Source organism: Nodosilinea sp. FACHB-141 (assembly GCF_014696135.1).
In the GTDB taxonomy this organism is placed as follows: Bacteria; Cyanobacteriota; Cyanobacteriia; order Phormidesmidales; family Phormidesmidaceae; genus Nodosilinea.
On the sequence record NZ_JACJPP010000007.1, the window covers coordinates 859,256 to 885,605 of the forward strand.

The 26,350-nt window shown below is 54.4% G+C and carries 21 protein-coding genes, 1 tRNA gene and 1 pseudogene; 9 read left to right on the forward strand and 14 right to left on the reverse strand.

Annotation, left to right across the window (positions count from 1 at the left end; genetic code table 11):
* Positions 1–198 precede the first annotated feature (198 nt).
* Together H6F59_RS07340 and H6F59_RS07345 are read left to right on the forward strand one after the other, a co-directional pair.
* A complete protein-coding gene (locus tag H6F59_RS07340) occupies positions 199–588 on the forward strand; it encodes a hypothetical protein (RefSeq protein WP_190518097.1) in 390 nt (129 codons plus the stop codon).
* 88 nt (positions 589–676) lie between these two features.
* Positions 677–973, forward strand: a complete 297-nt coding sequence (locus H6F59_RS07345; protein ID WP_190518094.1) for a hypothetical protein — start codon at positions 677–679, stop codon at positions 971–973.
* Here the strand turns inward: H6F59_RS07345 and nagA are convergent.
* A complete protein-coding gene (gene nagA / locus H6F59_RS07350; protein WP_190696989.1) occupies positions 953–2,212 on the reverse strand; it encodes an N-acetylglucosamine-6-phosphate deacetylase in 1,260 nt (419 codons plus the stop codon). The two genes, H6F59_RS07345 and nagA, sit on opposite strands and share 21 nt — an antisense overlap.
* On the opposite strand from nagA, the gene H6F59_RS07355 reads away from it, so the two are divergent.
* Positions 2,211–2,642: a VOC family protein gene (locus H6F59_RS07355; protein WP_190696992.1), complete on the forward strand. Its 432-nt coding sequence runs from the start codon at positions 2,211–2,213 to the stop codon at positions 2,640–2,642. The two genes, nagA and H6F59_RS07355, sit on opposite strands and share 2 nt — an antisense overlap.
* Before the next feature lie 33 nt (positions 2,643–2,675).
* On the opposite strand, the gene H6F59_RS07360 is transcribed toward H6F59_RS07355, so the two are convergent.
* From H6F59_RS07360 to H6F59_RS26290, 4 genes and pseudogenes are all read right to left on the reverse strand, one after another.
* Positions 2,676–3,071, reverse strand: a complete 396-nt coding sequence (locus tag H6F59_RS07360) for a hypothetical protein (RefSeq protein ID WP_190696994.1) — start codon at positions 3,069–3,071, stop codon at positions 2,676–2,678.
* 150 nt (positions 3,072–3,221) lie between these two features.
* A tRNA-Glu gene (locus H6F59_RS07365) sits at positions 3,222–3,294 on the reverse strand.
* A 129-nt stretch (positions 3,295–3,423) separates the two neighbouring features.
* The gene (locus H6F59_RS07370) at positions 3,424–4,386 is read right to left on the reverse strand and encodes a sensor domain-containing diguanylate cyclase (RefSeq protein WP_190696998.1); all 963 of its coding nucleotides are present in this window, start codon (positions 4,384–4,386) and stop codon (positions 3,424–3,426) included.
* A 558-nt stretch (positions 4,387–4,944) separates the two neighbouring features.
* Positions 4,945–10,200: pseudogene (locus H6F59_RS26290) on the reverse strand (choice-of-anchor I family protein); the annotation flags it as partial.
* A 418-nt stretch (positions 10,201–10,618) separates the two neighbouring features.
* On the opposite strand from H6F59_RS26290, the gene galE reads away from it, so the two are divergent.
* Positions 10,619–11,617 (forward strand): UDP-glucose 4-epimerase GalE, encoded by a 999-nt coding sequence (gene galE, locus H6F59_RS07380; RefSeq protein WP_190697004.1) that lies wholly within the window; start codon positions 10,619–10,621, stop codon positions 11,615–11,617.
* A gap of 129 nt (positions 11,618–11,746) precedes the next feature.
* Here the strand turns inward: galE and H6F59_RS07385 are convergent, their stop codons facing one another.
* The 9 genes from H6F59_RS07385 to H6F59_RS07425 all read right to left on the reverse strand — a co-directional run bounded on the left by H6F59_RS07385 (position 11,747) and on the right by H6F59_RS07425 (position 19,179).
* Positions 11,747–12,697 (reverse strand): F0F1 ATP synthase subunit gamma, encoded by a 951-nt coding sequence (locus H6F59_RS07385; RefSeq protein ID WP_190518080.1) that lies wholly within the window; start codon positions 12,695–12,697, stop codon positions 11,747–11,749.
* 69 nt (positions 12,698–12,766) lie between these two features.
* Positions 12,767–14,284: a F0F1 ATP synthase subunit alpha gene (atpA, locus tag H6F59_RS07390; RefSeq protein ID WP_190518078.1), complete on the reverse strand. Its 1,518-nt coding sequence runs from the start codon at positions 14,282–14,284 to the stop codon at positions 12,767–12,769.
* 73 nt (positions 14,285–14,357) lie between these two features.
* On the reverse strand, positions 14,358–14,915 hold the full coding sequence (gene atpH, locus H6F59_RS07395) for an ATP synthase F1 subunit delta (RefSeq protein ID WP_190518075.1): 558 nt from the start codon (positions 14,913–14,915) through the stop codon (positions 14,358–14,360).
* Positions 14,916–14,917: 2 nt separating this feature from the next.
* A complete protein-coding gene (locus tag H6F59_RS07400; RefSeq protein WP_190518073.1) occupies positions 14,918–15,439 on the reverse strand; it encodes a F0F1 ATP synthase subunit B in 522 nt (173 codons plus the stop codon).
* Between the two features lie 66 nt (positions 15,440–15,505).
* Positions 15,506–15,997 (reverse strand): F0F1 ATP synthase subunit B', encoded by a 492-nt coding sequence (locus H6F59_RS07405; RefSeq protein WP_190697007.1) that lies wholly within the window; start codon positions 15,995–15,997, stop codon positions 15,506–15,508.
* A 114-nt stretch (positions 15,998–16,111) separates the two neighbouring features.
* Positions 16,112–16,357 carry an ATP synthase F0 subunit C gene (gene atpE, locus H6F59_RS07410; protein ID WP_190518068.1) on the reverse strand — a complete coding sequence of 82 codons (246 nt, stop codon included), beginning with the start codon at positions 16,355–16,357 and terminating at the stop codon, positions 16,112–16,114.
* A gap of 161 nt (positions 16,358–16,518) precedes the next feature.
* Positions 16,519–17,268 (reverse strand): F0F1 ATP synthase subunit A, encoded by a 750-nt coding sequence (atpB, locus tag H6F59_RS07415; RefSeq protein ID WP_190518066.1) that lies wholly within the window; start codon positions 17,266–17,268, stop codon positions 16,519–16,521.
* 70 nt (positions 17,269–17,338) lie between these two features.
* Positions 17,339–17,824 carry an ATP synthase subunit I gene (locus tag H6F59_RS07420; protein WP_313887141.1) on the reverse strand — a complete coding sequence of 162 codons (486 nt, stop codon included), beginning with the start codon at positions 17,822–17,824 and terminating at the stop codon, positions 17,339–17,341.
* A gap of 128 nt (positions 17,825–17,952) precedes the next feature.
* Positions 17,953–19,179 (reverse strand): bifunctional 2-polyprenyl-6-hydroxyphenol methylase/3-demethylubiquinol 3-O-methyltransferase UbiG, encoded by a 1,227-nt coding sequence (locus H6F59_RS07425; RefSeq protein WP_190697009.1) that lies wholly within the window; start codon positions 19,177–19,179, stop codon positions 17,953–17,955.
* Positions 19,180–19,721: 542 nt separating this feature from the next.
* On the opposite strand from H6F59_RS07425, the gene H6F59_RS07430 reads away from it, so the two are divergent.
* From H6F59_RS07430 to H6F59_RS07450, 5 genes are all read left to right on the forward strand, one after another.
* Positions 19,722–22,940: a phycobilisome rod-core linker polypeptide gene (locus H6F59_RS07430; RefSeq protein WP_190697012.1), complete on the forward strand. Its 3,219-nt coding sequence runs from the start codon at positions 19,722–19,724 to the stop codon at positions 22,938–22,940.
* 396 nt (positions 22,941–23,336) lie between these two features.
* Positions 23,337–23,822: an allophycocyanin subunit alpha gene (gene apcA / locus H6F59_RS07435; protein ID WP_190518058.1), complete on the forward strand. Its 486-nt coding sequence runs from the start codon at positions 23,337–23,339 to the stop codon at positions 23,820–23,822.
* Between the two features lie 64 nt (positions 23,823–23,886).
* Positions 23,887–24,372: an allophycocyanin subunit beta gene (gene apcB, locus H6F59_RS07440; protein WP_073606651.1), complete on the forward strand. Its 486-nt coding sequence runs from the start codon at positions 23,887–23,889 to the stop codon at positions 24,370–24,372.
* 250 nt (positions 24,373–24,622) lie between these two features.
* The gene (locus tag H6F59_RS07445; RefSeq protein ID WP_035986291.1) at positions 24,623–24,826 is read left to right on the forward strand and encodes a phycobilisome linker polypeptide; all 204 of its coding nucleotides are present in this window, start codon (positions 24,623–24,625) and stop codon (positions 24,824–24,826) included.
* A gap of 235 nt (positions 24,827–25,061) precedes the next feature.
* Complete coding sequence (locus H6F59_RS07450; protein ID WP_190697015.1) at positions 25,062–26,252, forward strand: FtsW/RodA/SpoVE family cell cycle protein; 1,191 nt, start codon at positions 25,062–25,064, stop codon at positions 26,250–26,252.
* Positions 26,253–26,350 lie beyond the last annotated feature (98 nt).

Consider the following 26,350-nt stretch of genomic DNA (forward strand, 5'->3'; position numbering starts at 1 on the left):
TAATTATAGTTTTGCTTTTGCAATGTGAGGGCTTTGGCATGCCTTTAGACAGACTAAAAAAAACGGAAGATTGAAATAAGTCTAAGTTTCTAAAATGGCGTGAAAACCCTAGTTTATAGTCCAAAAAAAGCGGCCTTATGTTGATAAACGCTGTTTTTGGACTAGCTAAGATGGAAGTCAATTGCGTCGTTTGCAGCCATGACCTTAACTCGTGACTATATCCTTGTGCTCGACCCAGAGTGTGATCACCGTGACGACGCTCATTCTTTAGAGACTGACCTGCAGTACCCCGTGTTTGTGGCTAGTTCTGCCGAGCAAGCGGTTACCCGCGTCAACCAGGGAGCACCCTGTCTCGTTATTTTGGTCGGCAATAATTTTCAAGATTGGTCACCACCGTTAGTGAATCACCTGCGACAGCATGGGCAGGCTCCTGATATGACGATCGTGGCTTTAACAGACTCGACCAGCCCGCAATGGAACTACAGCGAAGATACTCCAGGGCTAGATGGATTGCTGGTGCAGCCGCTCAGTATGGACATTTTGCGATCGCTAGTCGAATCTGCCTTTGCCCGCACTATTTGTCAATAAAGCGAGTAGCTATGCCCTTACATTTACCTAGTTTCAGCATTCCCTAGACCAACTGGGTATGCTGAAACTAGGTCAAGAGAGAGCTTCAATGCTGCCAAAGGTTTTGCCCGAAAATCGAGTTCAGGTATTTAAGTTTTGGTTTAATGGCGCCCTGCAGGATGGCACCCATCACTACAATGAACTGTACTATCGGGCCTTAACTGTCGAAGCCGACAAACGTACAAGGCTATATCACCTAGCCTGTAAATTTTCAGAGCAGCGAGCTGGGGCGTTGGTGTCTGTTGCCGAGGACCAGTGCAGCCTGTGGATTAGCTTGCGCAGCCAGAAAATGGCCGCTCAATTGCTTCAGCAGCGAGTGGCAGGCCTACCTCGTCCTCACATCTAAGGGTTCTGACTGTTTTTCCAGGTCTGTTGTAGACCAAGCCAGTACGCCTTGATCAATTACCCCTTTTACGGTGAACGTGTCAGCGTCAAATAGGGTTATGTTGGCCTGGTAGCCCGGAGACAATAGCCCAAGACTGTGGTCAACTCCGATGGCTCGGGCTGGGTACAGGGTCGCCATCCGCAGGGATTCTGCCAGGGGAATGCCCACTCGACGCACGCAGTTTTCTATGGCAGCTATCAGTGTCAGCGCTGCTCCCCCAAGGGTGCCATCGGCGGAGACGCACTTGCCGTCTCGATAAAACACTTCCTGTCCGCCAATGACGAAGGATTCTAGAGTAGTGCCTACGGGGGGTGTAGCGTCGGTAACGAGCACCAGATGGTCTTGTTTGATCCGATGCGCTAGATCTATAGAGCTGTAGTGAACATGGTGTCCATCCACAATGACGCCGGCATAGACATCGGACTGGCTCAGCGCCGCCCCAACCAGCCCAGGACTACGCCCTTGCCATCCAGACATGGCATTAAACAAGTGCGTGACCATGCCAACTCCAGCCTCAAATCCGACCAATGCCTCCTCAAAGCTAGCCTCAGAGTGCCCAGCAGATACCAAAATGCCTGCTTCAGCCAGCTGCCGAATGTATTCTGGGGAGACAACTTCAGGGGCCAACGTGACCAGCTTGACCACCTCTGGCCCAGCCTGGACTATGCGATCGATCATGGCCCTGTCAGCAGATCGAATATGGGCTTGACTGTGAATCCCTCCCCGCTTGGAGTTGAGATAGGGGCCTTCTAAATGGAGCCCCAAGACTTGATACGGCTGCTGTTGACGGTACTGAGCTACTAAGGCCATGGCGTCGTCCATCGCCTGGTCGGTAGTTGTGATTAATGTGGGCAAAAAACTCGTAGTGCCGCTCTGGAGGTTGGTGCGGTGCATGATTTCAAGGGTGTCGGCGGTGATGGCGTCATTGAACATCACGCCGCCGCAGCCATTGAGCTGTAGATCAATAAAGCTGGGGGCCACCGCCCAGCCCTGACCGTCGAGACAAGGTAAGTCTGACGGCAGTTGGGCCTCAGGTACAAGGTCTAAAATACGGCTACCCTTTATCACCAACGCGTAGTTTTGCAGCACCCTCCGGCCGGTGTAGAGAGTACAGTGGTTGAGGGCATAGCGAGGGTAGATGGCTTCTGTGGCGGGCCTAGAACTATTAGCGCTAGGCTCAGTCGTAAACCTAGAGGACATGGCAATGCTTCGCCCCTTTCATGTGGCGTTTCCAGTGTACGACCTGAACAGCACGCGTCACTTTTATGAAACCGTGCTGGGCTGCTCGGTAGGGCGCACGTCATCGACCTGGATTGACTTTAATCTGTTTGGCCACCAGATCACGGCTCATCAAGCTGACCCCCAATCCATCGTGTCTACTAATGCGGTGGATGGTCACAACGTGCCGGTTAGCCACTGGGGCGTTATTCTCACCCCGGCTGAATGGCACGCCTTGGCCGATCGCCTGCGCCAAGCCCAGGTAGAGTTTTTAATCGAGCCCTACCAACGGTTTGCGGGCGAGGTTGGGGAGCAGTTTACGCTGTTTATCACTGACCCCAGCGGTAACGCCCTAGAATTCAAGGCTTTTGCCCAAGACGAAAGCATTTTTGCCCCAGCTGAGGTGTCGTAAAGTGGGAAATATTACAGCTGATGAATTCTAGGCCTAGCGCTTCCAAGGCCGCCCTCGATAAATACCCTCGATTTTCTTGTCGGACAGCGGTGGCGGATTCTCGGGCTGACTGGCACTATATCGAATGCCTCGATAAATCAGCTCCTTGCTCTCAGATTCTAGGGCTGAGGAACTGTCTGTGATGCTTACTTCTGCCTGCTTTGGCTGAGGCGAAGTCGCAGTTTTCTGGGCACTCACATCGGTAGGCACTACGACACTGCCCACCTCGGCAACTGATTCAATGGCCAAAATTTGCCGCTGCAATCCATAGAGGGCGGCTAAGAGACCAAACAGCAGTAGCTGCCAAGGAGCCTCCACTAATCCCACGACAATTAGCGCGATCGCCGAGACAATGCCGACAGCGGTTGCTAGTAGCGTAATGAAGGTCATAGATTCCCCTCTGCAAAAGGTTGAACCCGTTGGGTGATCCTTACAGTACTGGAAGTGATAGAGCTTGTCACCTGACCTAGAGTCAGGTCTATACCGTAAAAAACAAAGCCTTGCAGTAAAAACTGCAAGGCTCTAGCGCTATTAAAGCTATACCCCCAGGGGAATTCGAATCCCCGTCGCCTCCGTGAAAGGGAGGTGTCCTAGGCCTCTAGACGATGGGGGCCTATTTTTCAACACTCCCCAGTATAGATAACAGGTGTGCCCTTGTCAAACTGGTTTGTGTTGTTGTGGCCAACGGTGGTGACCAGCTGAATATTACTATAACTGCCTGTGGCCACTTTTAATCACGTAGTTAATGGTTTTTTTGTTGGCTGGCAGGCTTGCAGCTGTACATGGCGCGATCGGCGTTAGCCCAGGCCCATCGCAGCCCTTGGCTAGGGTGGCGGCCCGCAATTCCCACCGTGGCATGAAGCTGGCTTTTGCCTAAGGCTTTTTCGAGTTGGTGTTTAATCAGTTCTCCCTCAACTAAAGGACACTCCACACAGAGCATGGCAAACTCATCGCCACCAGTGCGGGCGACGGTGTCCTGTTTGCGGGTGACTTGCTTAAGCAGCTCCCCAGTGCGCTGTAAAATCTGGTCTCCAGCGGCGTGGCCTTGGCTGTCGTTAATTGCCTGGAGACCGTCGATGTCAACGACGATGATGCTGGCGGGGTAGCCATAGATGGCACAGCGTTCTTCTTCGCTGTCTAAAAGCTGGTCCCAACCGCGACGGTTGTAGAGCCCGGTGAGCCCATCGGTCAAGGCTTCTGTTTGCAAATGCTCGGCTAGTCGTGCTTGCTCTGCGGATTTTATATCGGCGTGAAGAATGCGGCTGAGTAGCTGGGCCAAAAGCTCGATTAAGGGCAGCTCCTGCTGAATAGCTTGGGGCTGAGGCAAAGGGTCGATGGCGCAGAGGGTGCCAAATAGGGTGCCATCCTCTTTTAGCAGGGGTACGCCCACGTAGGCCCCAATTTTGACTTGTTGCCCAATGGGGGCTTCGGCGTAGGCCACTACCGCTTCAGAAGCGGGGGCAATGCGAGGGCCTTCTCCTTTGATCATGCGAGAGCAGAAGGAGTCAGACCAGCGAAAAACGTCTCCGGCTTTGACACCATAGCCTGTGTCGTCGGCTTGTAAGACAATCCAGTCTTCACCCTCAGTGCGCGTTACCATCCACAGGTCAAATCCAAGCCGATCGTGAAGATGGTTTAAAACGGCTAGGGCTGCGGTATTAAAGTCGAGCAGTTGACTAGCATCAATACTAGGTATAAATGTCATCAATGGCGCTTTTAAAGTGGATTCTCAAAGCTCTATTCTCTATCAAAATATTGCCCATTGTTCAGGTAAGTTATCAAGAACAGAATCTTTTAGGCGGGCTTGCCTAAGCGTTGAAATAATTAGTAGTTGAAGCTACAGCTTTGAGTGGTTTTTGTTTTGAAATGCCTACTCAAGAAGAATTGTGATTATCTATCAGCGCTAATTTGGGCTTAGGCAAAGGTGTAAAAGCGGTAGTCGAAGATGGGGCGATCGCCAGCATAGTTTGCTGCTTAGCGGTAAAGCTAATGACTTAAGTTAAAGATAGATATGCCAAATTGAAGAAATATTTCTCCTATAGTGTATATCTTGGTAATGGTGTAATGATTTGTTGCGATCGCCTAGATTTTAGAGCTGTTGCGCCTTGGCCAAATCTTCCTAATCTAGCCGAGGCGGGGTGCAGAACTGTGTTGTAACGGCAATACAAAAGCAGGCCCAAAAACTGAGCCTGCTGCTTTCAAGATTTACTTAACCAACCAATTAGCGGTTAGCTAATTGCTAACACTAAGTTGCTACTGACTTTCAGACAGATACGGCAACCTTCACAACGATGTCGTTAAAGTCATTGTCGCCACCGCCAAATAGATCCTCAAACCCGATCGCGCCATCGATAACGCGGATGTGCTCAACCCCATCGGCGTTGGCGCTGCCAAAGGCGAAGTACACCTCGTCAGAGTTGAATCTGTCCAAATTGCCGTTGGCGATCAGGAAGGGAGCGTAGAGGCTACCCCCCGCTACCGTAGACTCAAAGACCGACGTGGTTAGGTTAGCAGTGGTTAGGGCCACAGCCTCGGCGCGGTTGACCAGCGCCGCCTCGGTATACCCCGATTGACCGGGTGTCACGTCAGCACCACCATCACCGTTGAGGTCAATGCCGCCGTTGAGATCGGCAATCTGGTAGAAGCCCACAAAGTTGTCGAAAGCTGCCTCCCGGTTGACGGAGAAGGTAGTGGCTACATCCCCAGTAATGTCGCGCAGGTCAAGCAAAAAATCAGATACCTCCTCGCCAGGGACATCGGGTGCCAAGGCTTCGAGGGCACTGGCGTCAAACACCGTGGTGCTGCCGCTGACCTCGTTGGCCACAATCACCAGAGGGCTACCGTTGGGACTCTCGGCAGCGGGGATAAACACCAGTCCCTCAGCGCCTAGATCGCCAGCAGTGCCGGCTTCGGCATCGCCTGCAAAATCGCGATTGTTGACGAAATCAACGAAGAACGCTTCAGCAGGGTTGGTGATGTCGTAGGTCATGACGCCGCCAAGCCGCTCTAGGCCGATGAAGGCATAGGTGCGTCCATTGACCTCGCCAATAGTGACACCTTCGGGCTCAGGCCCTTTGTTGTCGCTGCGGCTGTCAAAGGAGTCGTTCTCAGCATTATCAGAGTTGAAATCGTCCGGAAAACGTGCGGCAATCAGCGTTTCAAACTCCGCGCCGCTGTCATAGACCAGGTTGCCCTGGGTATTCCAGATGGAGAAGGATCGGCCCCCAAAGGCGTAGAGTTCGTCGTAGTCGCCGTCGCCGTCGGTGTCACCCAGGGTGGTCGTCACGGTGAGGCGACCCAAAACCTCATCAGCCTGAAGTTCAGCGGCGTTGGGAAATGCTACCGGATCTAGGGCTAAATCCTTCACCCGCGCTTCTTCGGCCAAGGTGTCGTACTCACGGGCATCCCCCTCATTGGCGGTGACGATGTAGGTTTCGCCACCAGCTTCATAGAGGGAAATGGCATCGGGTAGATACAGGCCAAACACAGGGAGGTTCTGAATGTTGATGGCATCGTCGCGATCGCTGGCATCGAGACCGTTACCTCGCAGGGTGAGCAGCCCCAGAGTTGGCGTTTCCGCGTTGGGATCGGGGGTAAATGTGCCTGTGGCAGGGTCGATAGTAATACCTGCAACGGTAAAGTCGTTGTCATTGACAACAGCTAGGGTGTTGCTGTCGACAATGGTCAACCCCTCCACCTTCTCCACTGTGTTGTAACCCGCTGCCGCTAGGTCGACGTGCAGGGTTTTGTTGATGGGTTTAATCCCTGCTGCAGCTAGTTCTGCCGCAGTCATTTGATCTGCAGTCTTGCCGTCAATCGAGTCATCCAGCCCGGTAATATCGGTGGCATCACCCAGGCTAAAGCGATAGATCTTTTTCTGAATATCGCTCAAGGGGTCGCTGTCGATCGCATCATCATCCCGCTCTAGCACCAGAAATTCTCCATTGCCGATCGCCACAGCATCGCCGATTTTATCGGCCCGGCTATCCGTCTCACTCACCGCTGGCCCGTTGTCCATCTGGTAGAGAAACTGGCGCGTGGTTTGGGTGGTGGGGTCGAACTCCACAATTCGAATATTGGTCGAGCCGTTGAGTACGCCATTGCTCAGGGTGTCCGGGTTACGGATTGGACTTTGCATAAAGGCGTACACCTTACCGTCCTGGAAGGCAACCCCTTCAAACCCTCGGTTCTGGCGGCGTTGCGCCAAAACTGCGGGTAGTGCCTCGGTGCCAAAGGTACCTGCGGGTTCTCCGGCGGCAGCCGCTGTTCCTTCAGGCACGAAGCGATCGATCAAGACCCCGCTGCTGTCAAAGTGGTAGATCGCTGGACGGTATTCATCCACCATCCAGAAGGTGCCATCCGGGGCCGTAACAATGCCCTCCAGGTCTGCCCCTAGGGCATCGCGCTCCAGAACGTTGCCTTGGAGATCAACCGGCACTTCGTCGTTGTATGGCTGGCTGGCATTGTTGCTAATGGCGGTGTTGGGCAAACCAGTGAGCAAATCGCCCGGTGCCGCTTGCAGCTGAATGCGCTCGGTGAGGGCAAGGGTGCCGGTGCTGCGATCGAGCTCAAACCGGATGATTTCCGGTGCAAAGTCGGGCAGCAGAAAAGGACGGTTGATGCCGGTCGGTTCGCCGTTGGGGCCGCGGTCGGTATGGGTAATGAACTTGAGATTGCCGTTGTCAGCGTAGCCCTCAAAGGTGAGGCCAGAGAAGCCCCCTAGCGGAATCTCTTGGCCAGCAGCCGTGGTGCCTAAAACCGGCAGATCGGTGAACTCGTAGGTCTCTAATTTGGTCACTGTGGGCTGGTTATGGTTCTTCACACCCAGCGGCAGAATATCGGTGATAGTGCCCGATGCAGTGTCGACTACCGCCAAGGCATTGTTCTCCTGCAGCGCCACGTAGGCTGTGCTAGAGTCGCCAGTCACCGCAATGTACTCAGGCTCAACATCCTGGGCAACGGTGGCGTTGGGGCCAAAAATCCGCACGCCGTCGGCCACCAGGGCGTCACGCTGAGCGTTGAAGACGGTGAAGTCGGCGGTGGTGACATTGGCCTGCGTGAGGTTATCGACACCTCCAGACAGGTCGATGATGCTGATCGAACCCTCGGGGTCAATGGTGTAATCAGCGTTTGGTTCCCCTTCATTGGCTACCAGCACCCTAGTGCCATCGGGGGTAAAAGTCAGCATGTCGGGCAAAGCACCCACGGTAACGGCGTTCAAGAAATTGCCGTCGATGTCAAAGAACACCACGCTGCCGGGGTCGGTTTTTTCAGCGCTTTCAATGGCTACGGCTACGATACCGTTGCTAATTGCCACGCTGTTGGCCCCACCCCCGTAGGCCGAGGGGTCAATGTCAAACAGCTTGGTGGGGTTGGTAGGATCGCTAATATCCAAAACCTCCACGGATGGAACCTGGGCATTAACTACAAACAGCCGTTGGGAGTCCGGATCGTGGACCACGATTTCAGCGGCGCTGGCGTCAAACACTCCAGTCTTGTAGGTGCCCAAGGGTACCAGCAGCGATGCGGGATCGACGCCGGGTTCAGTGGGTTCAGTAGGATCCGTTGGATCGACAGGGCCAGCATCGTCAACCACGCCATCGCTGCGGAATGCCAGGTTTTGAATACGGCTGTCTAGCTCGCGGCCTGTCTCAGCGGCGGCAAAAGGCGTTTCTGCACCAAAATTGTCGAACAGATACTCCGCTAGAGCATCCTGCTCGCTGAAATCGGGGGCGAAGGTAGCGTTGCCTGTGGCCGTGGCCGTCTCATTCACTAGGTCAACCCGGCTGGTGGTGTCGCCCGTGGGGAAAGGATAGCCATCGCCTCCGTCAGCCAAGAAGCTGAGGGTTACCATGCGAAAGGTGCGGCTAGGGTCGCCCACAATCTCGCCGTTTTGCACCACTACATCAATGTCGGTGCCGTCTTCAGCCTCGATCGCCAAAGATTGAACGCGGTTACCGGGCTCAGCCGTAACATCAAAGCTAAAAGAAAACCCGCCAATTTGGGGGAACTGACCGGGAGACGCGCTGTCATTCAGGCTGCTGGCCGAAACGCCGTGTTCAACTAGCGCCAGCAGTTCCTCTGCGGTGACTGTGATCAGCGAGAGCGCGTTGTTAAACGACAGGGCATTGGCCACGTCGTTTTGAGAAATACCGCCGGCGGGTTTTACTCCAGGGATTTCTTCATTGGGCAACAGCTCAGCGTTGCCCGTACCGCCTGCGGGCACCAGCGTTTGGCCAATGTTGTTGCGGATGCCGCCGCCGTTTTTGAGCGAAATGACTGCCGCCGGGTCAACTTCCTTAGCGATCGCCAGGTTGGCATCGGCGGTGAGATTGCCGAGATTGGTTTCCTGGGTACGTACCGCACCCCGGTTGCCGTTGAGAAATACTTCGCTAACGCCAAACACGTTGCTTTCGGTGGCAATAATTGTCTCGCGCAGGGCAGCGGTGATAGCCGCGATCGCCGGATCCGCCAGTCCTTCACCGCCTACGGCGGCAACGCCTGCCTCGTCGGTGGCGTAGGCTCCGCTGACAGTTGGGTCGTAGCTCTCGGGCAGAAGCACGCCGTTTTCGTCGAAGTCCATCACCAGGCGACCGACATACTTGTAGTTGCCGTCGGTGTTGACTACGGCGATAGGGTTGCCGTCGGCACCGGTTTGAATAATAGGGTAAGCACCTTGGCTGGTATCGTTGGCGCGGGGGCGATCGTTCTCGTCAAAGAGACGAGTGTTGGAGCCACCGGCAACGATGATATCGACATTCGATAGCCGCTGGGCCAGCTCTTGCTCGATGGCAATCTGCTGCATGTGGGCCAGCAGCACAACTTTGTCAATGTCGGAGTTGGCGGCTAGCAGGGCATCGACATCGGCCTGAATTTCGGCAGCCAGGGCGTCGAGCTGTTTGGGTGTGGGGCTGCTATCAAAGGGCTGGGGCAGCACTGTGACAGTACCAGGGTTAGAGATGCGCACATTGACGTTGCTGATGGTGGGAGTTGTGGCCCCCACCACGCCGATACGCTCGCCATTGACCTCAATTACTGTGGAGGCGGCGATGCCGTTAGGTTGGGGAGCGGCGGCATCGGGCACGACTAGATCGGCCAGGTTGGCGTCGGTGCTGAAGTCGAGATTGCCGCTTAGGTAAGGAAACGCTGTTCCAGCAAATGATTCGTCGATTTCTGTAGTTGGATCGTCTTCGCTACCACCAATCAGATCGGCCACCAGAGCAGTACCTTGGTCAAACTCGTGGTTGCCAAAAGCGATCGCCTGAAACCCCAGGGCGTTTTGAATTAAGATATCGCCACGCCCGGCACCGCCAAACGCGTCAGTACTGGCATTGAAAAATACGCCAGGAATGTACGCATCCCCGGACGACAGAATCAGCGTATTGGCAAAGCCTGCTACGCCATCACCATCAATATCTTGATTTTTTAGAGCATTTAATACGGCTGAGAACCGAGGAGCATCGTCAAGGGCGGTAATATTGCCCTCTTGATCAGCGGCGTGGAAAAGTTGGAGCGTGAAGTCAGCCATGGATAACACTTGGGGGGCACATCGGGTAGCCAATGCTACGAAGTTATCTTCGGCCATTACTCACGGCAGCACTTAATGGCAAGGCTAAGTGGCTAGTAAGCTTTGATTAAAAATTGCTTAACAGACGAGCCTTTCAAGCGTCCTCAGCTGAGTTTTTGATGTTGCTGAATTGAAGTATGCGTATGAAGGGATAAATGGCCGTTTGCCCTTAGGAGAGAGGTTGCAGTTTTGATTCGTACCTATATTCAGCGACCCGAATTTTCATAAGGAAGCAAACTGCGGAGATAAAAAGTTAATGACCGGGGCCTAGAGCTAAGGACAGGCATCGGGCCACGCTTTAGAATGACTTCACCGGGATACCCGACACGCTAATGCCCTAGCGGCACCAAACAATCTAGAGAAATTTCCTATGACAACGGATCTAAAAACAATTTTGGTTACGGGAGGCGCTGGCTACATTGGCAGCCATACCGTCATGGCACTTCAGCAGGCTGGCTACAGAGTGCTGATTCTAGACAACCTGGTCTATGGCCATCGGGACCTAGTAGAGACGGCTCTGAAGGCTGAGCTAATTGTCGGCAGTACCCTAGACAAGGCGCTGCTCAAGGATGTCTTTAACCGTTACGACATCAGTGCAGTTATGCATTTCTCAGCCTACGCCTACGTTGGAGAGTCGGTAAGCGATCCCAGCAAATATTACGAAAACAACGTGGTGGGTACTCTATCGCTGCTCGATGCCATGGTTGAGGCGGGCGTCAAGACATTTGTGTTCTCGTCTACCTGTGCTACCTACGGTGTACCTCAGGAGATGCCGATCACCGAGACTCATCCCCAAAACCCCATCAATCCCTATGGCATGACTAAGCTGATGGTGGAGCGGATTCTGAGCGACTACGATAAGGCCTACGATTTCAAGTCAGTACGGTTTCGCTATTTCAACGCTGCTGGTGCCCATCCCAACGGCCTGCTGGGCGAAGACCACAACCCTGAAACTCACCTCATTCCCCTGGTGCTGCAAACGGCTTTGGGCAAGCGGGAGTCGATCAGCGTTTTTGGTACCGATTACCCCACCCCCGATGGCACTTGTGTGCGCGACTATATCCACGTCTGCGACCTGGCCGATGCTCACATTCTGGGATTGGAGTACTTGTTGGAGGGCGGTGAAAGCGCCGTCTTTAACCTCGGTAACGGCAGCGGTTTCTCGGTGCGAGAGGTGATCGACGCGGCAGCGCGTATCACCGGCAAACCCATCCCGGTGGTCGAGGTGGAACGTCGCCCTGGCGATCCACCGGCGCTGGTCGGCAGCAGCGATCGCGCCCGCAGCATTCTAGGCTGGAACCCCCAGTACGTTGACATTGACACTATTTTGACCCACGCCTGGGCCTGGCACCAAAAACGCCACGGTTAAGGATTTCTGCCTCGGTGGCTGCGCGAAGGTATTCCTGCAGTATTGCCAGAGGCGAAAGCTATCAGATGTACAAGAAAGGCCCCTCACAATTGTGAGGGGCCTAGAGTCGTGAATGTAGGTTTTATTGACTTAGTTGAGAGAGTTAGCCCCAGCAACTACTTCCAGAATTTCCTGGGTAATGGCGGCCTGACGGGCCTTGTTATAGGTCAGGTTCAGAGTCTTAGCCAGCTCCTTGGCGTTGTCGCTGGCGTTGTTCATAGCGGTCATACGGGCCGCTAGTTCGCTAGCAGCGGACTCCTGCAGCGCTCGCAGAATTTGGTTATTCAAGTACAGCGGCAACAGTGCGTCCAAAATTTGCACCGGATCTTGTTCGAAGATCATGTCCTGGGGAAACTCTGCTGGAGCTGGCCCTGCCATCCTCTCCCGCTCTACCTTAAAGACACCGCCTTTTGTGGTGAGCCGGAAGATTTCGTCGTCAGGTACCTCTAGCCCTTGGGGGTCAAGGGGCAGCAGGGTTTGAATCACCGGGCGAGAGCTGACCAGCGACACAAAACGGGTGTAAACTAGCTCTACCCGATCGACTTCGTCGGACAGAAATAGCGACAGCAGCTCGTCAGCAATGGTCGAGGCTTCGGACGCGATGGGAATTTGCTCTAGGCCAGTGAAGCTAGCTTCGATAGGCTGGTCGCGGCGCTTAAAGTACTGGCTGGCCTTGCGGCCCACCAAAATAAAGCGGTAGTTTAAGCCTTCGGCAGCCAGTTCCTGGGCTCGAATCTCAGCCTTGCGAATGACGTTGGTGTTGTAGCCGCCGCAAAGGCCGCGATCGCCGGAGATCACCAGCAGTGCCACTGTCTTCACCTCACGCTGCTTTAGCAGCGGCAGGTCGGTCTCTTCGAATCTGAGGCGGCTTTGCAGACCGTAGAGCACCTGAGCTAAGCGATCGGCGAAGGGGCGGGTAGCAATCACCTGCTCCTGGGCACGGCGTACCTTAGCCGCCGCCACCAGGCGCATAGCTTCGGTAATCTTACGGGTATTTTTTACAGACTTAATGCGGTCTCGAATCGCTTTTAAGTTAGGCATAGTGGATCCCTAAGGGGTCGTCGAGAGCCGGGGCGTTGGCTCATGCAACACCCCGGCTAGAACAGGAGGTTAGACTGCCGCCAAAAAGGCTTGTTTAGTTTCAGCGATCGCTTCTTTGAGCAGGGTCTCGCTCTCGTCGCCAAGTTTCTTCTCGCTGCGAATCAGCTCCGCAAACCTGGGCTTGTTGTTGCGGATATAGTCACGCAGAGACTTCGAGAAGGCCACCACCTGCTCCACAGGCACCTCATCCATAAAGCCGTTAATACCGGCATAGATGATCGCCACTTGCTCTTCCACCGGTAGGGGCGAGTACTGGGGCTGCTTCAGCAGTTCCCGCAGGCGCTGACCGCGCGCTAGCTGCTTCTGGGTAGCAGCATCCAGGTCAGAAGCAAATTGGGAGAAAGCTTGAAGTTCGTCGAACTGAGCTAGCTCCAGCTTCACCTTACCGGCCACCTGCTTCATGGCCTTGATCTGGGCCGCAGACCCCACCCGAGACACCGAAATACCAGCGTTGATTGCAGGGCGCAGACCTGAGTTAAACAGGTCAGAGGACAGGAAGATCTGGCCGTCGGTAATCGAAATTACGTTGGTGGGAATGTAAGCCGATACGTCACCCGCTTGGGTTTCAATCACGGGCAGGGCGGTCATGCTGCCCTCGCCCAGCTCGGGGCTGAGCTTAGCGGCCCGCTCTAGCAGGCGAGAGTGCAGGTAGAACACGTCGCCAGGGTAGGCTTCACGACCGGGCGGACGGCGCAGCAGCAGCGACATCTGGCGGTAGGCTTGAGCCTGCTTGGTCAGGTCATCGTAGATGATCAGAGTAGCTTTGCCCTTGTACATGAAGTACTCGGCTAGGCTGGCGCCAGTGTAGGGAGCCAGATACTGAAGCGGTGCCGGATCGTTGGCGCTGGCGGTGACCACAATGGTGTAGTCAAGGGCACCGCGATCGCGCAGCACGTCAACAATTTGAGCAACAGAAGAGGCCTTCTGACCAATCGCCACATAGACGCACACCACGTCCTCAGACTTTTGGTTGAGGATGGTGTCGATGGCGATCGCGGTTTTGCCGGTCTGACGGTCGCCAATGATCAGCTCGCGCTGCCCCCGTCCGATGGGAATCATGGCGTCGATGGCGGTAATGCCGGTCTGCATTGGCTCGTACACCGACTTCCGGGCAATGATGCCGGGGGCCGGAGACTCAATGAGGCGGGTTTCGGTGGTCTGCACATCGCCTTTGCCGTCAATGGGACGACCCAGAGCATCGACCACGCGGCCTAGCATGGCCTCACCAACGGGCACCGATGCAATTTTGCCGGTAGCGGTAACGGCGCTACCCTCTCTAATGTTGACGCCGTCGCCCATCAGTACCGCGCCCACGTTGTCTTCTTCTAGGTTGAGGGCGATACCTACGGTGCCGTCTTCAAACTCCAGCAACTCGCCAGACATGGCGTTCTCGAGGCCATAGATGCGAGCGATCCCGTCGCCCACCTGCAGCACTGTACCCACATTGGAGACCTTGACCTCCTGGTTGTACTGCTCGATCTGCTGCTTAATAATGCTGCTAATTTCGTCAGGTCTGATACTAACCATAGGACTTGCTCTGGATAAACCTACATAAACACGAGACGTCAGAGAAACTGCCCAATCAGGGGGCAGGTTGCCGCTAGGCGGATGTCGCTAGCTGCATGCCAATGCGGCGTAGCTGGCCCCGCAGGCTAGCGTCAATCACCTGAGAGCCAACCTTAATGATCAATCCACCAATCAAAGATGGATCAACAGTTACGGATAGCTCGACACTGTTGGCACCGGTCATGGCCTTCACGCGATCGCGAATAGCATTTTGCTGGTCGTCAGACAGCTCAACTGCCGCTGTAACATCGGCCAAAACCGTGTTGTTTCGCTCCCGCAGCAGGGCTTGGTACTGCTGAAGAATAGGCTTTAAGAACGCTACTCGGCTGCGGTCAACCAGCAGCAGCAAAAAACTCAGCAGAAAACCGCTCACTTTGCCTTCCGAAACCTGGCGTAGTACGCCCTTTTTAGCGTCGGCAGACATCAACGGACTCATTAAAAAGCCGGTTAGCTCTTTGGAGCTGTCCAGCACCTCCAGCAGGTCAGCTACCTCGACACCCACCTGGTCAATAGCGTTGTTGTCGGCGGCAACCGACATCAGCGCCTTGGCATAGGGGGCCGCAATCTCAGAATTCAGCGTAGTGTCGTTCATAGCTATTCTCCTTGGAGCAGGGCAATGCTGGAATCGACCAGTCGCCGCTGCAAGTCGTCATTTAACTGACCGGGTAGAGCGGCTTCACTGCGCTCGATCGCCAGAGCCGCAATTCGCTGCTGTAGTTCTCGCATCACCCGCGCCTCTTGAGAGGTTAGATCTTGGGCGGCGGTGGCCCGCATCCGTTCTACATCGGTTTGAGACTGAGCCAAAATGGCCTCTCGAGTTCGCTCCGCCGAGGTTTGAGCCTCGGTCAAAATTTTCTTGGCTTCTGACTGAGCCTGAGCCAGCTTTTGCTGCTGCTCTGCCAAAGCGGCAGCGGCTTCCTTCTTGCGCTGCTCAGCCTCTGCAATCGCCGTAGTAATAGCCGATTGGCGAGTTGATAGGGTCTTCCCTAGAAACTTGCCGCCAAAGTAATACAGCACGCCAATGATAATGACCAGATTAATTAGGTTAGTTTCTAGGATGTTGAAATCCACACCAAACCCACCTTCTTCCGCCGCTAATAACCAACCAATAGTCATATCCCTACTTTCCGTCAACGACGCGGGCAATTCCAGGGGTTAAATCACCCCGTCATCACCGATAGCTTAGGCCGCTAAAGAACCCAGCAGCTTGTCCAAAATCTGTTGGCTCAGCCCATCTACCTGCTGCTCCAGGGTAGCCATGGCCTGATTCTTCTGCTCATCTAGTTCCCGCTGCACTTGCTCTCGCTGGGCCTGGGCCTCTTGCTGAGCCGTAGCAACGGTTTGAGCCGCAATCTTTTGCGCTTCTTCCTGGGCTTCGGCAATCACCGCTTGGGCCTGGCGGCGGGTTTCGGCCAGTTCTTGCTGATACTGTTTGGCAATTTGCTCGGCTTTGGCCAAACGCTCTGCCGCATCAACTTGGTTGGAACTAATGTAACCGTCGCGCTCGTCTAAGACTTTGCCCAGGGGCTTGTAAAACAATACGTTGAGCGCTACCGCTAGCAGCACAAACTGTACGGCCATCAGCGGCAGAGTAGCATCTAGGTCAAAAAGACCACCGCCTTCCTCAACTGCCTCGGCGGTTTCAACCGCCAGTAACCAAACAAAATTCATCATTGTGGATATGCCCTTTCACTCGGCCCAGGGCCAGCACTACAAGGTGACATCGCGAATTTGAACTTCGACAGGCAGGGAAAAGTATTGACCCTTACCCTGCCCAGCGTTTCGAATCTACGAGAAGGGGTTGGCAAACAGCAGCACCAGAGCTACCACTAGACCGTAGATGGTCAGTGCTTCCATGAATGCCAAGCTCAGCAGCAGGGTGCCGCGAATCTTGCCTTCAGCCTCGGGTTGGCGAGCAATACCTTCTACCGCTTGACCAGCTGCATTACCTTGACCAATACCAGGGCCGATAGCTGCCAGACCAACGGCTAGAGCAGCTGCAATTACGGAAGCGGCAGCGATAATAGGATCCATGTCTTTACCTCGATTTGGAGAATCAACAACTCGTTAAACAGGTCGTAGACAACGCTCGATAGGCGTTTCTTATACTGCGGCCCTAAGACCACGTCGGCTGGCAGCACCTGCCCTACCAGCCAATATCAAACTGAATGCCCTCAAGAGGAAATCACTGAGGGTCATCCATGCTCTTCACCACCATGCCCCTCGATCGCCTCGCCGATGTAAGCCGCTGCTAGGGTTGCAAAGATCAGCGCCTGAATGGCACTGGTAAACAAACCTAAGACCATTACTGGTAGCGGCACGAAGAGAGGCACCAGCAAGACCAGTACAGCAACTACCAGCTCATCAGCAAGGATGTTTCCAAACAGACGGAAACTTAGGGAGAGGGGCTTGGTGAAATCTTCCAAAATGTTGATGGGCAGCAGAATGGGAGTGGGTTCGATGTACTTGGCAAAGTACCCCAGCCCGCGATTGCTAAACCCAGCATAAAAGTAAGCTAAGGACGTCAACAGCGCCAGGGCTACGGTGGTATTGATGTCGTTAGTTGGAGCGGCTAACTCACCCGACGGCAGATGAATTAACTTCCAAGGAATCAGCGCCCCTGACCAGTTGGAGACAAAGATAAACAGGAACAGCGTGCCCACAAAGGGAACCCAGGGCCGGTACTCTTTTTCGCCAATCTGGTTTTTGGCTAGGTCGCGGATAAACTCTAGAGCGTACTCCATGAAGTTCTGGAGGCCAGAAGGTACCCGCTGAATGTTGCGGGTGGCCAAGAATGAAACCAACAGCAGAGCGCCAATCACAAACCAGGAGGTCAAAAAGACCTGGCCGTGGAGTTTAAGGCCGCCGAGCTGCCAGTACAAATGCTGGCCAACCTCTAGCTTTGCCAGGACTAAGGGATGAATCATTAGCATATTGAGCGCCATCTCTTAAATCGACTTCTCCTTAAGACCTGCCAGGAAAAAGCATGCTATGCTTGGGAACCACCGATCTAGGTTAACCAGACGCCTGGGAAGATCCCGATGGTGATTTTGGCAGCACCGCAGTCCAGAGGGTGTAAGCAATTAACGCCCCCTTGTAGGTCAAAAACCCTAGAAAAACGGGTACGACCTGAAGCTGCTGCCACTCAGTAGCCACTAAAACCAAACCAACCACTAGGGCTAGTCGGCCGCTGCCTAGCCTTGAGCTTCCGCGCCCAATGTTGGCCACGCTTTTTGCCAACATCCTCAAGTAAACCACACCGCCGCACGCTCCTATTAAATAATTCAGAGCAATTGGAAGAGAGTAGGCTAGCCAAACGCTAAAAAAGATTACGCCGGTGAATGCCAGCGTGGTCAACAGCAGATTTTGCTGTAGCTGGTAGTACTCTTCCATGGCTGTCGCCGAAGCCGGAGGGAGACTTTGACCTTCGGTTTGACCGGGGTCTACTTCTGCCTCGACCTGCTCGACAGGGTCAGTGTGTTCGGAGGGCAATGGGGCCACGAAAGCGCCTAATCCTTAGCCGTTAAAGGGTTTCGCCTGCTTGGGCAGGCCGCATATGATCATATCACGGCAATAATACTTAATAGACGCTTCTCAAAAGTAAATCCGCTTTCCTCAGCCAATCTTGATCAAGTCTGCTGGGATGGTTTTAGTAAAATGAGCTGCCTCTGCTGCATCTGCCGTACTGCTTCAAGACTTGCCCCGCTTTGGGATAGCAGATCGGCAACGCTGGCCTGAGACTGATCAGCAGCGTGACCATTGTGACTGTCGCAGGCTTGTAGAAACTCAAACTCTGTCTGGTCTAAGGAGATGATCTGGTAGTTGTGGTCAAAGATGCTTTGGCTGGGCCAGCCTTCCATGCAAGGGTTGCGGGTGGGAATAGCGGACAGTAGAGCGGCGTCCTCGTCCCAGCTGAATTGTGAGTAAGGGGGGCGAGCTAGGAACCACTCGAAGTGAGTGATCTCAGGATCCAGCAGCTCTACTAGGCGATACTGATCTTTCTCAGGCAGCTGCTTGGCGCGATCGAGCAGGGCTGGATCTGATGCCAGCAGGCGATCGAGCTGCCAAACTTGAGGGTTGGAAAAACCGACGAATTCTAGACCCGAGGCGTCAATTAGCTCAAATAGGCTATCTAGGGTGTAATCAACCTCCTGCGGGTGGACGTACATGTCGGCAAAGCATTCATCTCGGTGGTTTTCCATGGCCCAGCGATCGCGCTCTCGCTGCTTCAATCGATTTCCCTCGGGCAGGCTGGCGAAGATCTGTCGCCCCACCTGTACGCCGTCGCGGTAGTCGCCGCGCTGGCTGCCTTGGACCAGGGCGATCGCCCGCTGCATCAGCGAGATTTCCCAGCGACCAATGGCGGCGTATACAAATAGATGAATAAAGCCGCCGGGAGCGAGCTTAGTGGCTAAGGCTTGGAGTCCTCGCAATGGATCGGGCATGTGGTGGATGACGCCGACGCAGTTGATCCAGTCGAACTCGCCCCCGATTTGATCGACGTCGTAAATGCTGAGTTGGCGAAACTGAACGTTGGTGGCCCCCGACCGGCTACAGCGCTCGGTGGCAGTGGCGATCGCCCGCTCACTTAGATCAATGCCCAGCACCTCAGTGTCTGGGTTGAGATGGCTAATGTATTCAGTACTCACCCCAGTGCCACACCCTGCATCCAGTACCCGCACCTGATTGGTGTTTGGGGCTGCCCCGGTGCAAAAGCTATGCACGGTTGGCCAGTACCAGCGCCAGTTGTACCCCGGTGGAGCTTCATCCAAAAAAGGTTCTGGCGGAAAAGGATAGGTGTTGTACAGGCTGGCCACTGCATCGCTGACCGCCTGGGTCTTTGTCGGGTCATCCATAGCTAATCTGTCGTTCAATTCACGTGGTTTGGTCAAACGCTAGAAAATCGCTGTCCTGCGATAGGTGCCTAGAAAAAACTCGTCCTAGGGGCTAGGGCTGTATCACCGGCGATCGTTACAGGTGATCAGCAGAGCAAGTCCTTCCCAAAAGAGGCTTTGGGGCTCCAGTTGCCTCAGCTTTATCACGAAACGTTACAAAACTTATCCGCCTTCTCAGGGGTGTAGTGGCCGTCATCTATGATGACCAAAGACATTTAAACGGCTGGATGTTACACAGTTTTTAATAATCTGTGTTGCTGTCCTGAAACGGTTTAATCTGATTCCAGGTTCAGCAAACAGCCCGCCATTCATAGATACCGCATTCAGTGCCCTGCTTGAATGCGTGGCTGGTGAGGTTAACAACGCTTTACCTTCAAGTGGGTTCAGTGATTTTACGCTGGTTCAGGGAGTCCTGAGCGTTGCCTAGTCCTACGCCCTTCAACCCGATTGATAGATTCTTTTTTGATGCCGTCATTGTCCGCATAGGGAGCCTTTGAAAACGCATGAGTGTTAAAGCAAGTGGTGGAAGTGCACCGGCGCGGCCCCAGCTCTACCAAACTCTGCCAGTGGCCACGATTTCCCAGGCCGAGCAGCAAGACCGCTACATGGGCCGGGGAGAGCTAGATGAGCTATCAGGCTTTTTTGGTTCTGGTCTTAAGCGGGTTCAGATTGCCGAAACCTTGACCCGTTACTCCGAATTGATTGTCTCCCAGGCGGCCAACCGCATCTTTACCGGAGGGTCTCCTCTGGCCTACCTGGAGCGAGTCGATAGCGAATCACCTATTGAAAAAACTCGGGCTGGCACTGTTTTAGACGAAACAGAGGCTTCCCGACTGGGCACCTCGACCTTTATCGAGAGCAGCAGTGGTGGGCTGTTCCAAAACCTATTCAATTCCACCCCCACTGGGCCTGTGCCCGCTGGGTTTCGCCCCATTAGCGTGTCTCGCTATGGCCCCAGCAACATGCAGAAGTCTCTGCGTGATATGAGCTGGTTTCTGCGCTACGTGACCTACGCCATTGTGGCGGGCGACCCCAACATCATTGCGGTCAACGTACGCGGCCTCCGCGAAATCATCGAGAACGCCTGCTCTTCGGCGGCAACGATCGTCGCCATTCAAACCATGAAGGCGGGGTCTCTGCGCTACGTGAATAGCGATCCAGAGGCTAAAGACATCGTTACCCAGTACTTTGATGTACTGCTGAGCGAGTTTAAGGCCCCGACCCCGTCAAACAAAGTACGCCAGCGCTCCTCCAGCGACCTGCAAGGTCTGGAGCTGCCTCAGATCTACTTCAACGCGGCTGAGCGTCGGCCCAAGTACGCCATGAAGCCAGGGCTATCGGCGGGTGAGAAGAACGATGTCGTGAAAGCTGCGTACCGTCAGATCTTCGAGCGCGATATCACCCGAGCCTACTCGCTGTCGGTCTCTGATCTGGAGTCGAAGGTGAAGAACGGCGAAATCTCCATGAAGGAGTTTGTGCGCCGCTTGGCCAAGTCGCCCCTATACCGCAAGAATTTCTACGACCCATACATCAATAGCCGTGCCCTAGAACTGGCTTTCCGCCACATTCTCGGCCGTGCGCCTAGCTCCCGCGAGGAAGTGCGCGACTACTTCTCCATCGTGTCTAGCGGTGGTCTGGCAGCTCTGATCGACGCCCTAGTGGACTCTAAAGAGTACTCCGACTACTTTGGGGAAGAGACGGTACCCTACCTGCGCGGTCTGGGCCAAGAAGCCCAGGAGTGCCGCAATTGGGGTCCTCAGTTTGACCTGTTTAACTACAGCGCTCCTTTCCGCAAAAAGCCGCAGTTCATTACGCTGTTTGCAGCTTACGAGCAGCCTCTGCCCGATCAGCACCCCTATGGTTCTGGCAACGACCCGCTGGAAATCCAGTTTGGGGCAATCTTCCCGAAAGAGACCCGCAATGTTAGCGCGACGCCTGCATTCTTCAATAAAGACACCCGCCGCATTCTGATTCACCGTGGCGCGGGCATCAACAACCAGTTGAGCAATCCCGCTGCCCGGCCTGAGAATCCGGGTTCGCTAGGGGCCAAGGTGTTCAAGCTGGATCAAGTTCCTAGAACCGGCAACACCCAAAACAGCGTACGTTACTCCGAAAGCTCGACCCAGACGATCATTAGCGCGGCTTACCGTCAGGTATTTGGCCGTGAGGTCTACTCGGGTCAGCGCTCTAAGGTTGCTGAGATCAAGCTGGAGAACGGCGAAATTTCCATGAAGGAATTCATTCGGGCGATTGCCAAGTCCGAAGCGTTCCGCAAGACCTATTGGTCGTCGCTGTACGTAATGAAGGCAGTGGAGTACATTCACCGTCGCCTGCTGGGTCGCCCCACCTATGGCCGTAAGGAAACCAACGCCTACTTCGACATTTGCGCTAAGAAGGGCTTCTATGCTCTGGTTGACTCGATTATAGACAGCCAGGAATATATCGAAGCTTTTGGAGACGATACCGTACCCTATGAGCGTTACCTAACTCCCAAGGGTCTGGCTCTACGCAGCATGCGGGCCGGTTCTCTGGCCGAGAAAGGCATGGTGCCTGTGGCCGATACCAGCGTTCCCCGCTTTGTGGAACTGGGTACAGTCACCGAGGATCGCGCCATCCCTGAGGTGCAGCGTCGTCTAAACCAGGGTGTTAATCGCCAGCGTCAGCAGACTAAGGTGTTCAAGCTCACCTCTCTGGCTGATAAGCCCAACCTCAAGCTGGTTACCGCTGCTGCCTACCGACAAATCTTTGAGCGAGACATTGCTCCTTATATTGTTAAGAGCGAGTTCACCGCCCTAGAGAGCAAGCTGGGCAACGGCGAGATCAGCATGAAGGAGTTCATTGAGGGGTTAGGCACCTCAACTCTATACATCAAAGAGTTCTACGCGCCCTACCCCAACACCCAAGTGATTGAGTTTGGTACCAAGCACTTCTTGGGTCGTGCCCCGCAGGATCAGGCGGAAATTCGCAAGTACAACCAGGTGCTAGCTAGCGAAGGCATTCGTGGGTTTATTCGCTCGATGCTCAACACCCCTGAATACGCCGAAAGCTTTGGGGAAGATACCGTGCCCTATCGCCGCTATCCCACTCTGCCAGCGGCCAACTTCCCCAATACGGAGAAGCTGTACAACCGGCTCACCAAGCAAAATCGCGACCTTATTGTGCCTAGCTTTGTCAGTTCCAAAAACACTGTCAATGTGGCCGATATGCCTTTGATGGCAGATGCGGTGGCCTCCCAGGCGGCCAATGCTGCGGAACTAGCTGCAACGGTAGGACGCTCCTCCGTAGAGGCTGACGTGGTTTCCGTCGCCCCTGCGGCTCGCCTCTACCGTCTACAAGCTGGGGCTAGCCCTGAGCAGATAGACCAGGTGCTCACTGCCGTTTACCGCCAGGTGATGGTGCTGCCCGAGGGAGAGATCCCAGCTGATTGGCGACTGCCTGAGGCTGAGGCGTTGGTGAAGGGCGATCGCATTACCCTGCGCGAGTTTATTCGCCAGCTAATTCAGTCCCCTGCCTATCAAACCCGGTTTGTCGCTGCCTACCCAGCACCCAAGCTCGTAGCCATTATGGGCCGTCAACTGCTGGGGCGGAACTTAGAGGATGCCGCTGAGTACAGTGCTATTGCAGCCCAACAGGGCGCTATGGCTGTCGCCGAAGCTATGCTCGGCTCGGCTGAGTACCTGCGCTACTTTGGTGAGCAGGGTGTGCCCTACCGTCGCGTCTAGACCGTTATCCAATAGGTGGGGGTGGTCTCAATCTCCCCACCTATTGATCAACAACTTGCTAATTAGCGGTTTTTTGGCAAAGGCATTGTCTCGTCAGTAGTTCTTCTTAACTCTGTTACGAAATATTAAAACCGGGTGATAATTTGCACCCGGTTTATAGTTTTTGAGGATTTAGGGTTTTCCCTGAGCCTCTAAAGTGCTGTTGCCGTCTGGCTTCAAGAAACTGAGGAAAACTGTTACAAAATATTTCGCGGCTTTGAAGAAGGCTTACGCAATACCGGACAATTAATCGGGAAGGCCGCCAGAACTGAGGTTCTTTAATAGAGTTAGCTCTGGCTCCGCACCCTTAAATGCCAGTTTCATACATCTGGTCATATTTTTCGGAGGAATCCATCAATGAGTATTGTCACGAAGTCAATCGTGAATGCCGATGCCGAGGCTCGTTACCTCAGCCCCGGTGAGCTGGATCGCATCAAGGGATTTGTCACCTCTGGTGAGCGTCGTCTGCGGATTGCTCAGGTGCTAACCGAATCCCGCGAGCGCATCGTCAAGGAAGCCGGCAATCAGCTGTTCCAGAAGCGCCCTGACATTGTTTCTCCCGGTGGCAACGCCTACGGTGAAGAGATGACCGCCACCTGCCTGCGCGACATGGACTACTACCTGCGTCTCGTCACCTACGGTGTGGTCGCTGGTGACGTTACCCCCATCGAAGAAATCGGTCTGGTGGGCGTGCGTGAAATGTACAACTCCCTGGGCACCCCTATCCCCGCTGTGGCTGAGTCTGTGCGCTCCATGAAGGCTGTCGCAACTGGGCTGCTATCCAGCGAAGATGCTGCTGAAGCCGCATCCTACTTCGACTATGTTGTCGGCGCTATGCAGTAGTCGCAGCTGCGCTACTCCGTCGATTCGTTGTTGAGATTACGTCAGTTCTAAGGAAGCTTCACCAATGCAAGACGCAATTACCTCTGTTATCAATTCCTCCGACGTGCAGGGCAAGTACCTGGACGGTTCCGCTCTCGACAAGCTCAAGGCTTACTTCCAAACCGGTGAGCTGCGCGTTCGTGCCGCTAGCACCATCAGCGCTAACGCTGCTGAAATCGTGAAAGAAGCCGTGGCCAAGTCCCTGCTGTACTCCGATATCACCCGTCCCGGCGGCAACATGTACACCACCCGTCGCTATGCTGCCTGCATCCGCGACCTGGACTACTACCTGCGCTACGCCACCTACGCCATGCTGGCTGGGGACCCCTCCATCCTGGATGAGCGTGTGCTCAACGGCCTTAAGGAGACCTACAACTCCCTGGGTGTACCCATCGGCGCTACCGTCAACTCCATCCAAGCCATGAAAGAAGTAACCGCTAGCCTAGTGGGTGCTGATGCTGGTAAGGAAATGGGCGTTTACTTCGACTACATCTCCTCTGGCTTGAGCTAGTCCAGGCTCATCCATTGCGCTTTGGCCGTAGGCCAGAGCGAACCTAGGCCAGAGTCAGGGGCGAGTGTTGAGGACACTAGGTTGTGCTGTATTGTCTTCCTGCTGTCCATAGCATTGGCTTTCGACTCTGGCTTTTCAGTGTTCATACCAAGTCCAGCTTGGAAGCTGTGTTTTCCTAACGGTAAAACTTCATTTTTGGACTTGGCTTTGGTTTACATCTGTCCAGTGATTAACAGGAGAGTTTTCGACCATGCGCATGTTTAAAGTCACCGCTTGCGTTCCCAGTCAAACCAGGATTCGCACCCAACGGGAGCTGCAAAATACTTTCTTTACCAAGCTGGTGCCCTACGAGAATTGGTTCAAAGAGCAGCAGCGCATTCAAAAAATGGGCGGCAAAATCGTTAAGGTTGAACTGGCTACTGGTCGGCAGGGTGCCAATACCGGTTTGCTCTAACGCGCCTACTTCAGCAAAGCGTCTGATAAAAATATTTACTGCTTTTTTCATGCTGCGATACGTGCAGGGTCGGCCTAGGGGTCAGCCCTGCCGTTGTGTTTTTGGGGGTACTTTCACGTCTCTAGGACATGCTCTACAGACTCGAAAATATACTCAGAATCTTGAGCGGCTTTCGATCCCCTCAGCTATACTGGGCCCTTGAAAGACTTGGCCCTTAGGCACGTGGGGTAATAGGGTGAACATTGCTCAGTTGGTTCCATGGATTGACCCCACGGTAGGCCAGTGGTCAGCGGAAGCGCGCTGGCTGCGTTGGTTGACCTTTGTCTGGCTAGGCAGCGGTCTACTGATATTGTTTTCGGCTTCCTATGCAGTGTCCGTGACGGAGCATGGCTATGGACTGCACTATGTGATGGTGCAGCTGCTGTGGGTTGCGATTGGTTTGGTAATTTTTAACCGTATTGTTCATACCTCCCTGGATCGGCTTATTCAGGGGTCAGGTATTGTGTTGCTGGTGCTGGTTGGTTTGGTGAGCCTAACGCTGGTGCCCTCCTTGGGTGTAACGGTGAATGGGGCTACTCGCTGGTTGCCTTTAGGCCCGTTCATGATTCAGCCTTCGGAGCTGCTCAAGCCCTGCTTGGTGTTACAGGGGGCGCGACTGTTTGGGCGATGGCCACAGCTCACTTGGCAAACGCGGCTTACCTGGTTGAGCATTTTTGTCGCTATTTTGGGACTGATTTTGTTGCAGCCCAACCTGAGTACAGCGGCTATTTGCGGTTTAACGCTTTGGCTAATTGCTCTAGCGGCGGGGCTACCCTATCTGTATCTGCTGCTAACGGCGGGAGGGGGCCTGCTAACTGCAACGGTAAGTGTTAGCCTCAAGACCTATCAGCGCCAGCGAATAATCTCGTTTTTGGACCCCTGGGCTGATCCAGGTAATCAGGGGTATCAGCTAGTGCAGAGTCTGTTAGCTGTTGGCTCTGGCGGGTTTTGGGGTCAGGGTTTTGGGCTGTCTCAGCAAAAGCTGTACTCCCTACCTATTCAATACACTGACTTTATTTTTTCGGTATTTGCTGAGGAGTTTGGCTTTGTGGGTTGCCTAGTGTTGCTAACGGTTTTGGGTGTTTATGCTTCTTTAGCCCTGTTGGTAGCGCTACGTCTGAAGCAACCCCTGCACCGTCTGGTAGCGGTGGGTGCGATGGTGCTGTTGGTAGGGCAAGCGCTGCTCAACATGGGTGTGGCTACAGGGCTGCTGCCGACGACAGGATTGCCCTTTCCGCTGCTGAGCTACGGCGGTAGCTCGATGGTGGCTAGCTTGGCAACGGCGGCGCTGTTGGTGCGGGCGGCGCGGGAGATTAATCTGGATACGCCGGTACCTTTACGACGACGCTGGTCTAAGGCAGGCTCTCAGGAGCCTCTGCCCCTGTGAGTGTTGGATAGCGGCAGTACGCTTTCTTGACGCAAAAATCTGAGAGCGGGTTGCAGGATTGTTACAATAGTGAGTGCCTTTGCGTCTCATTACCCCGC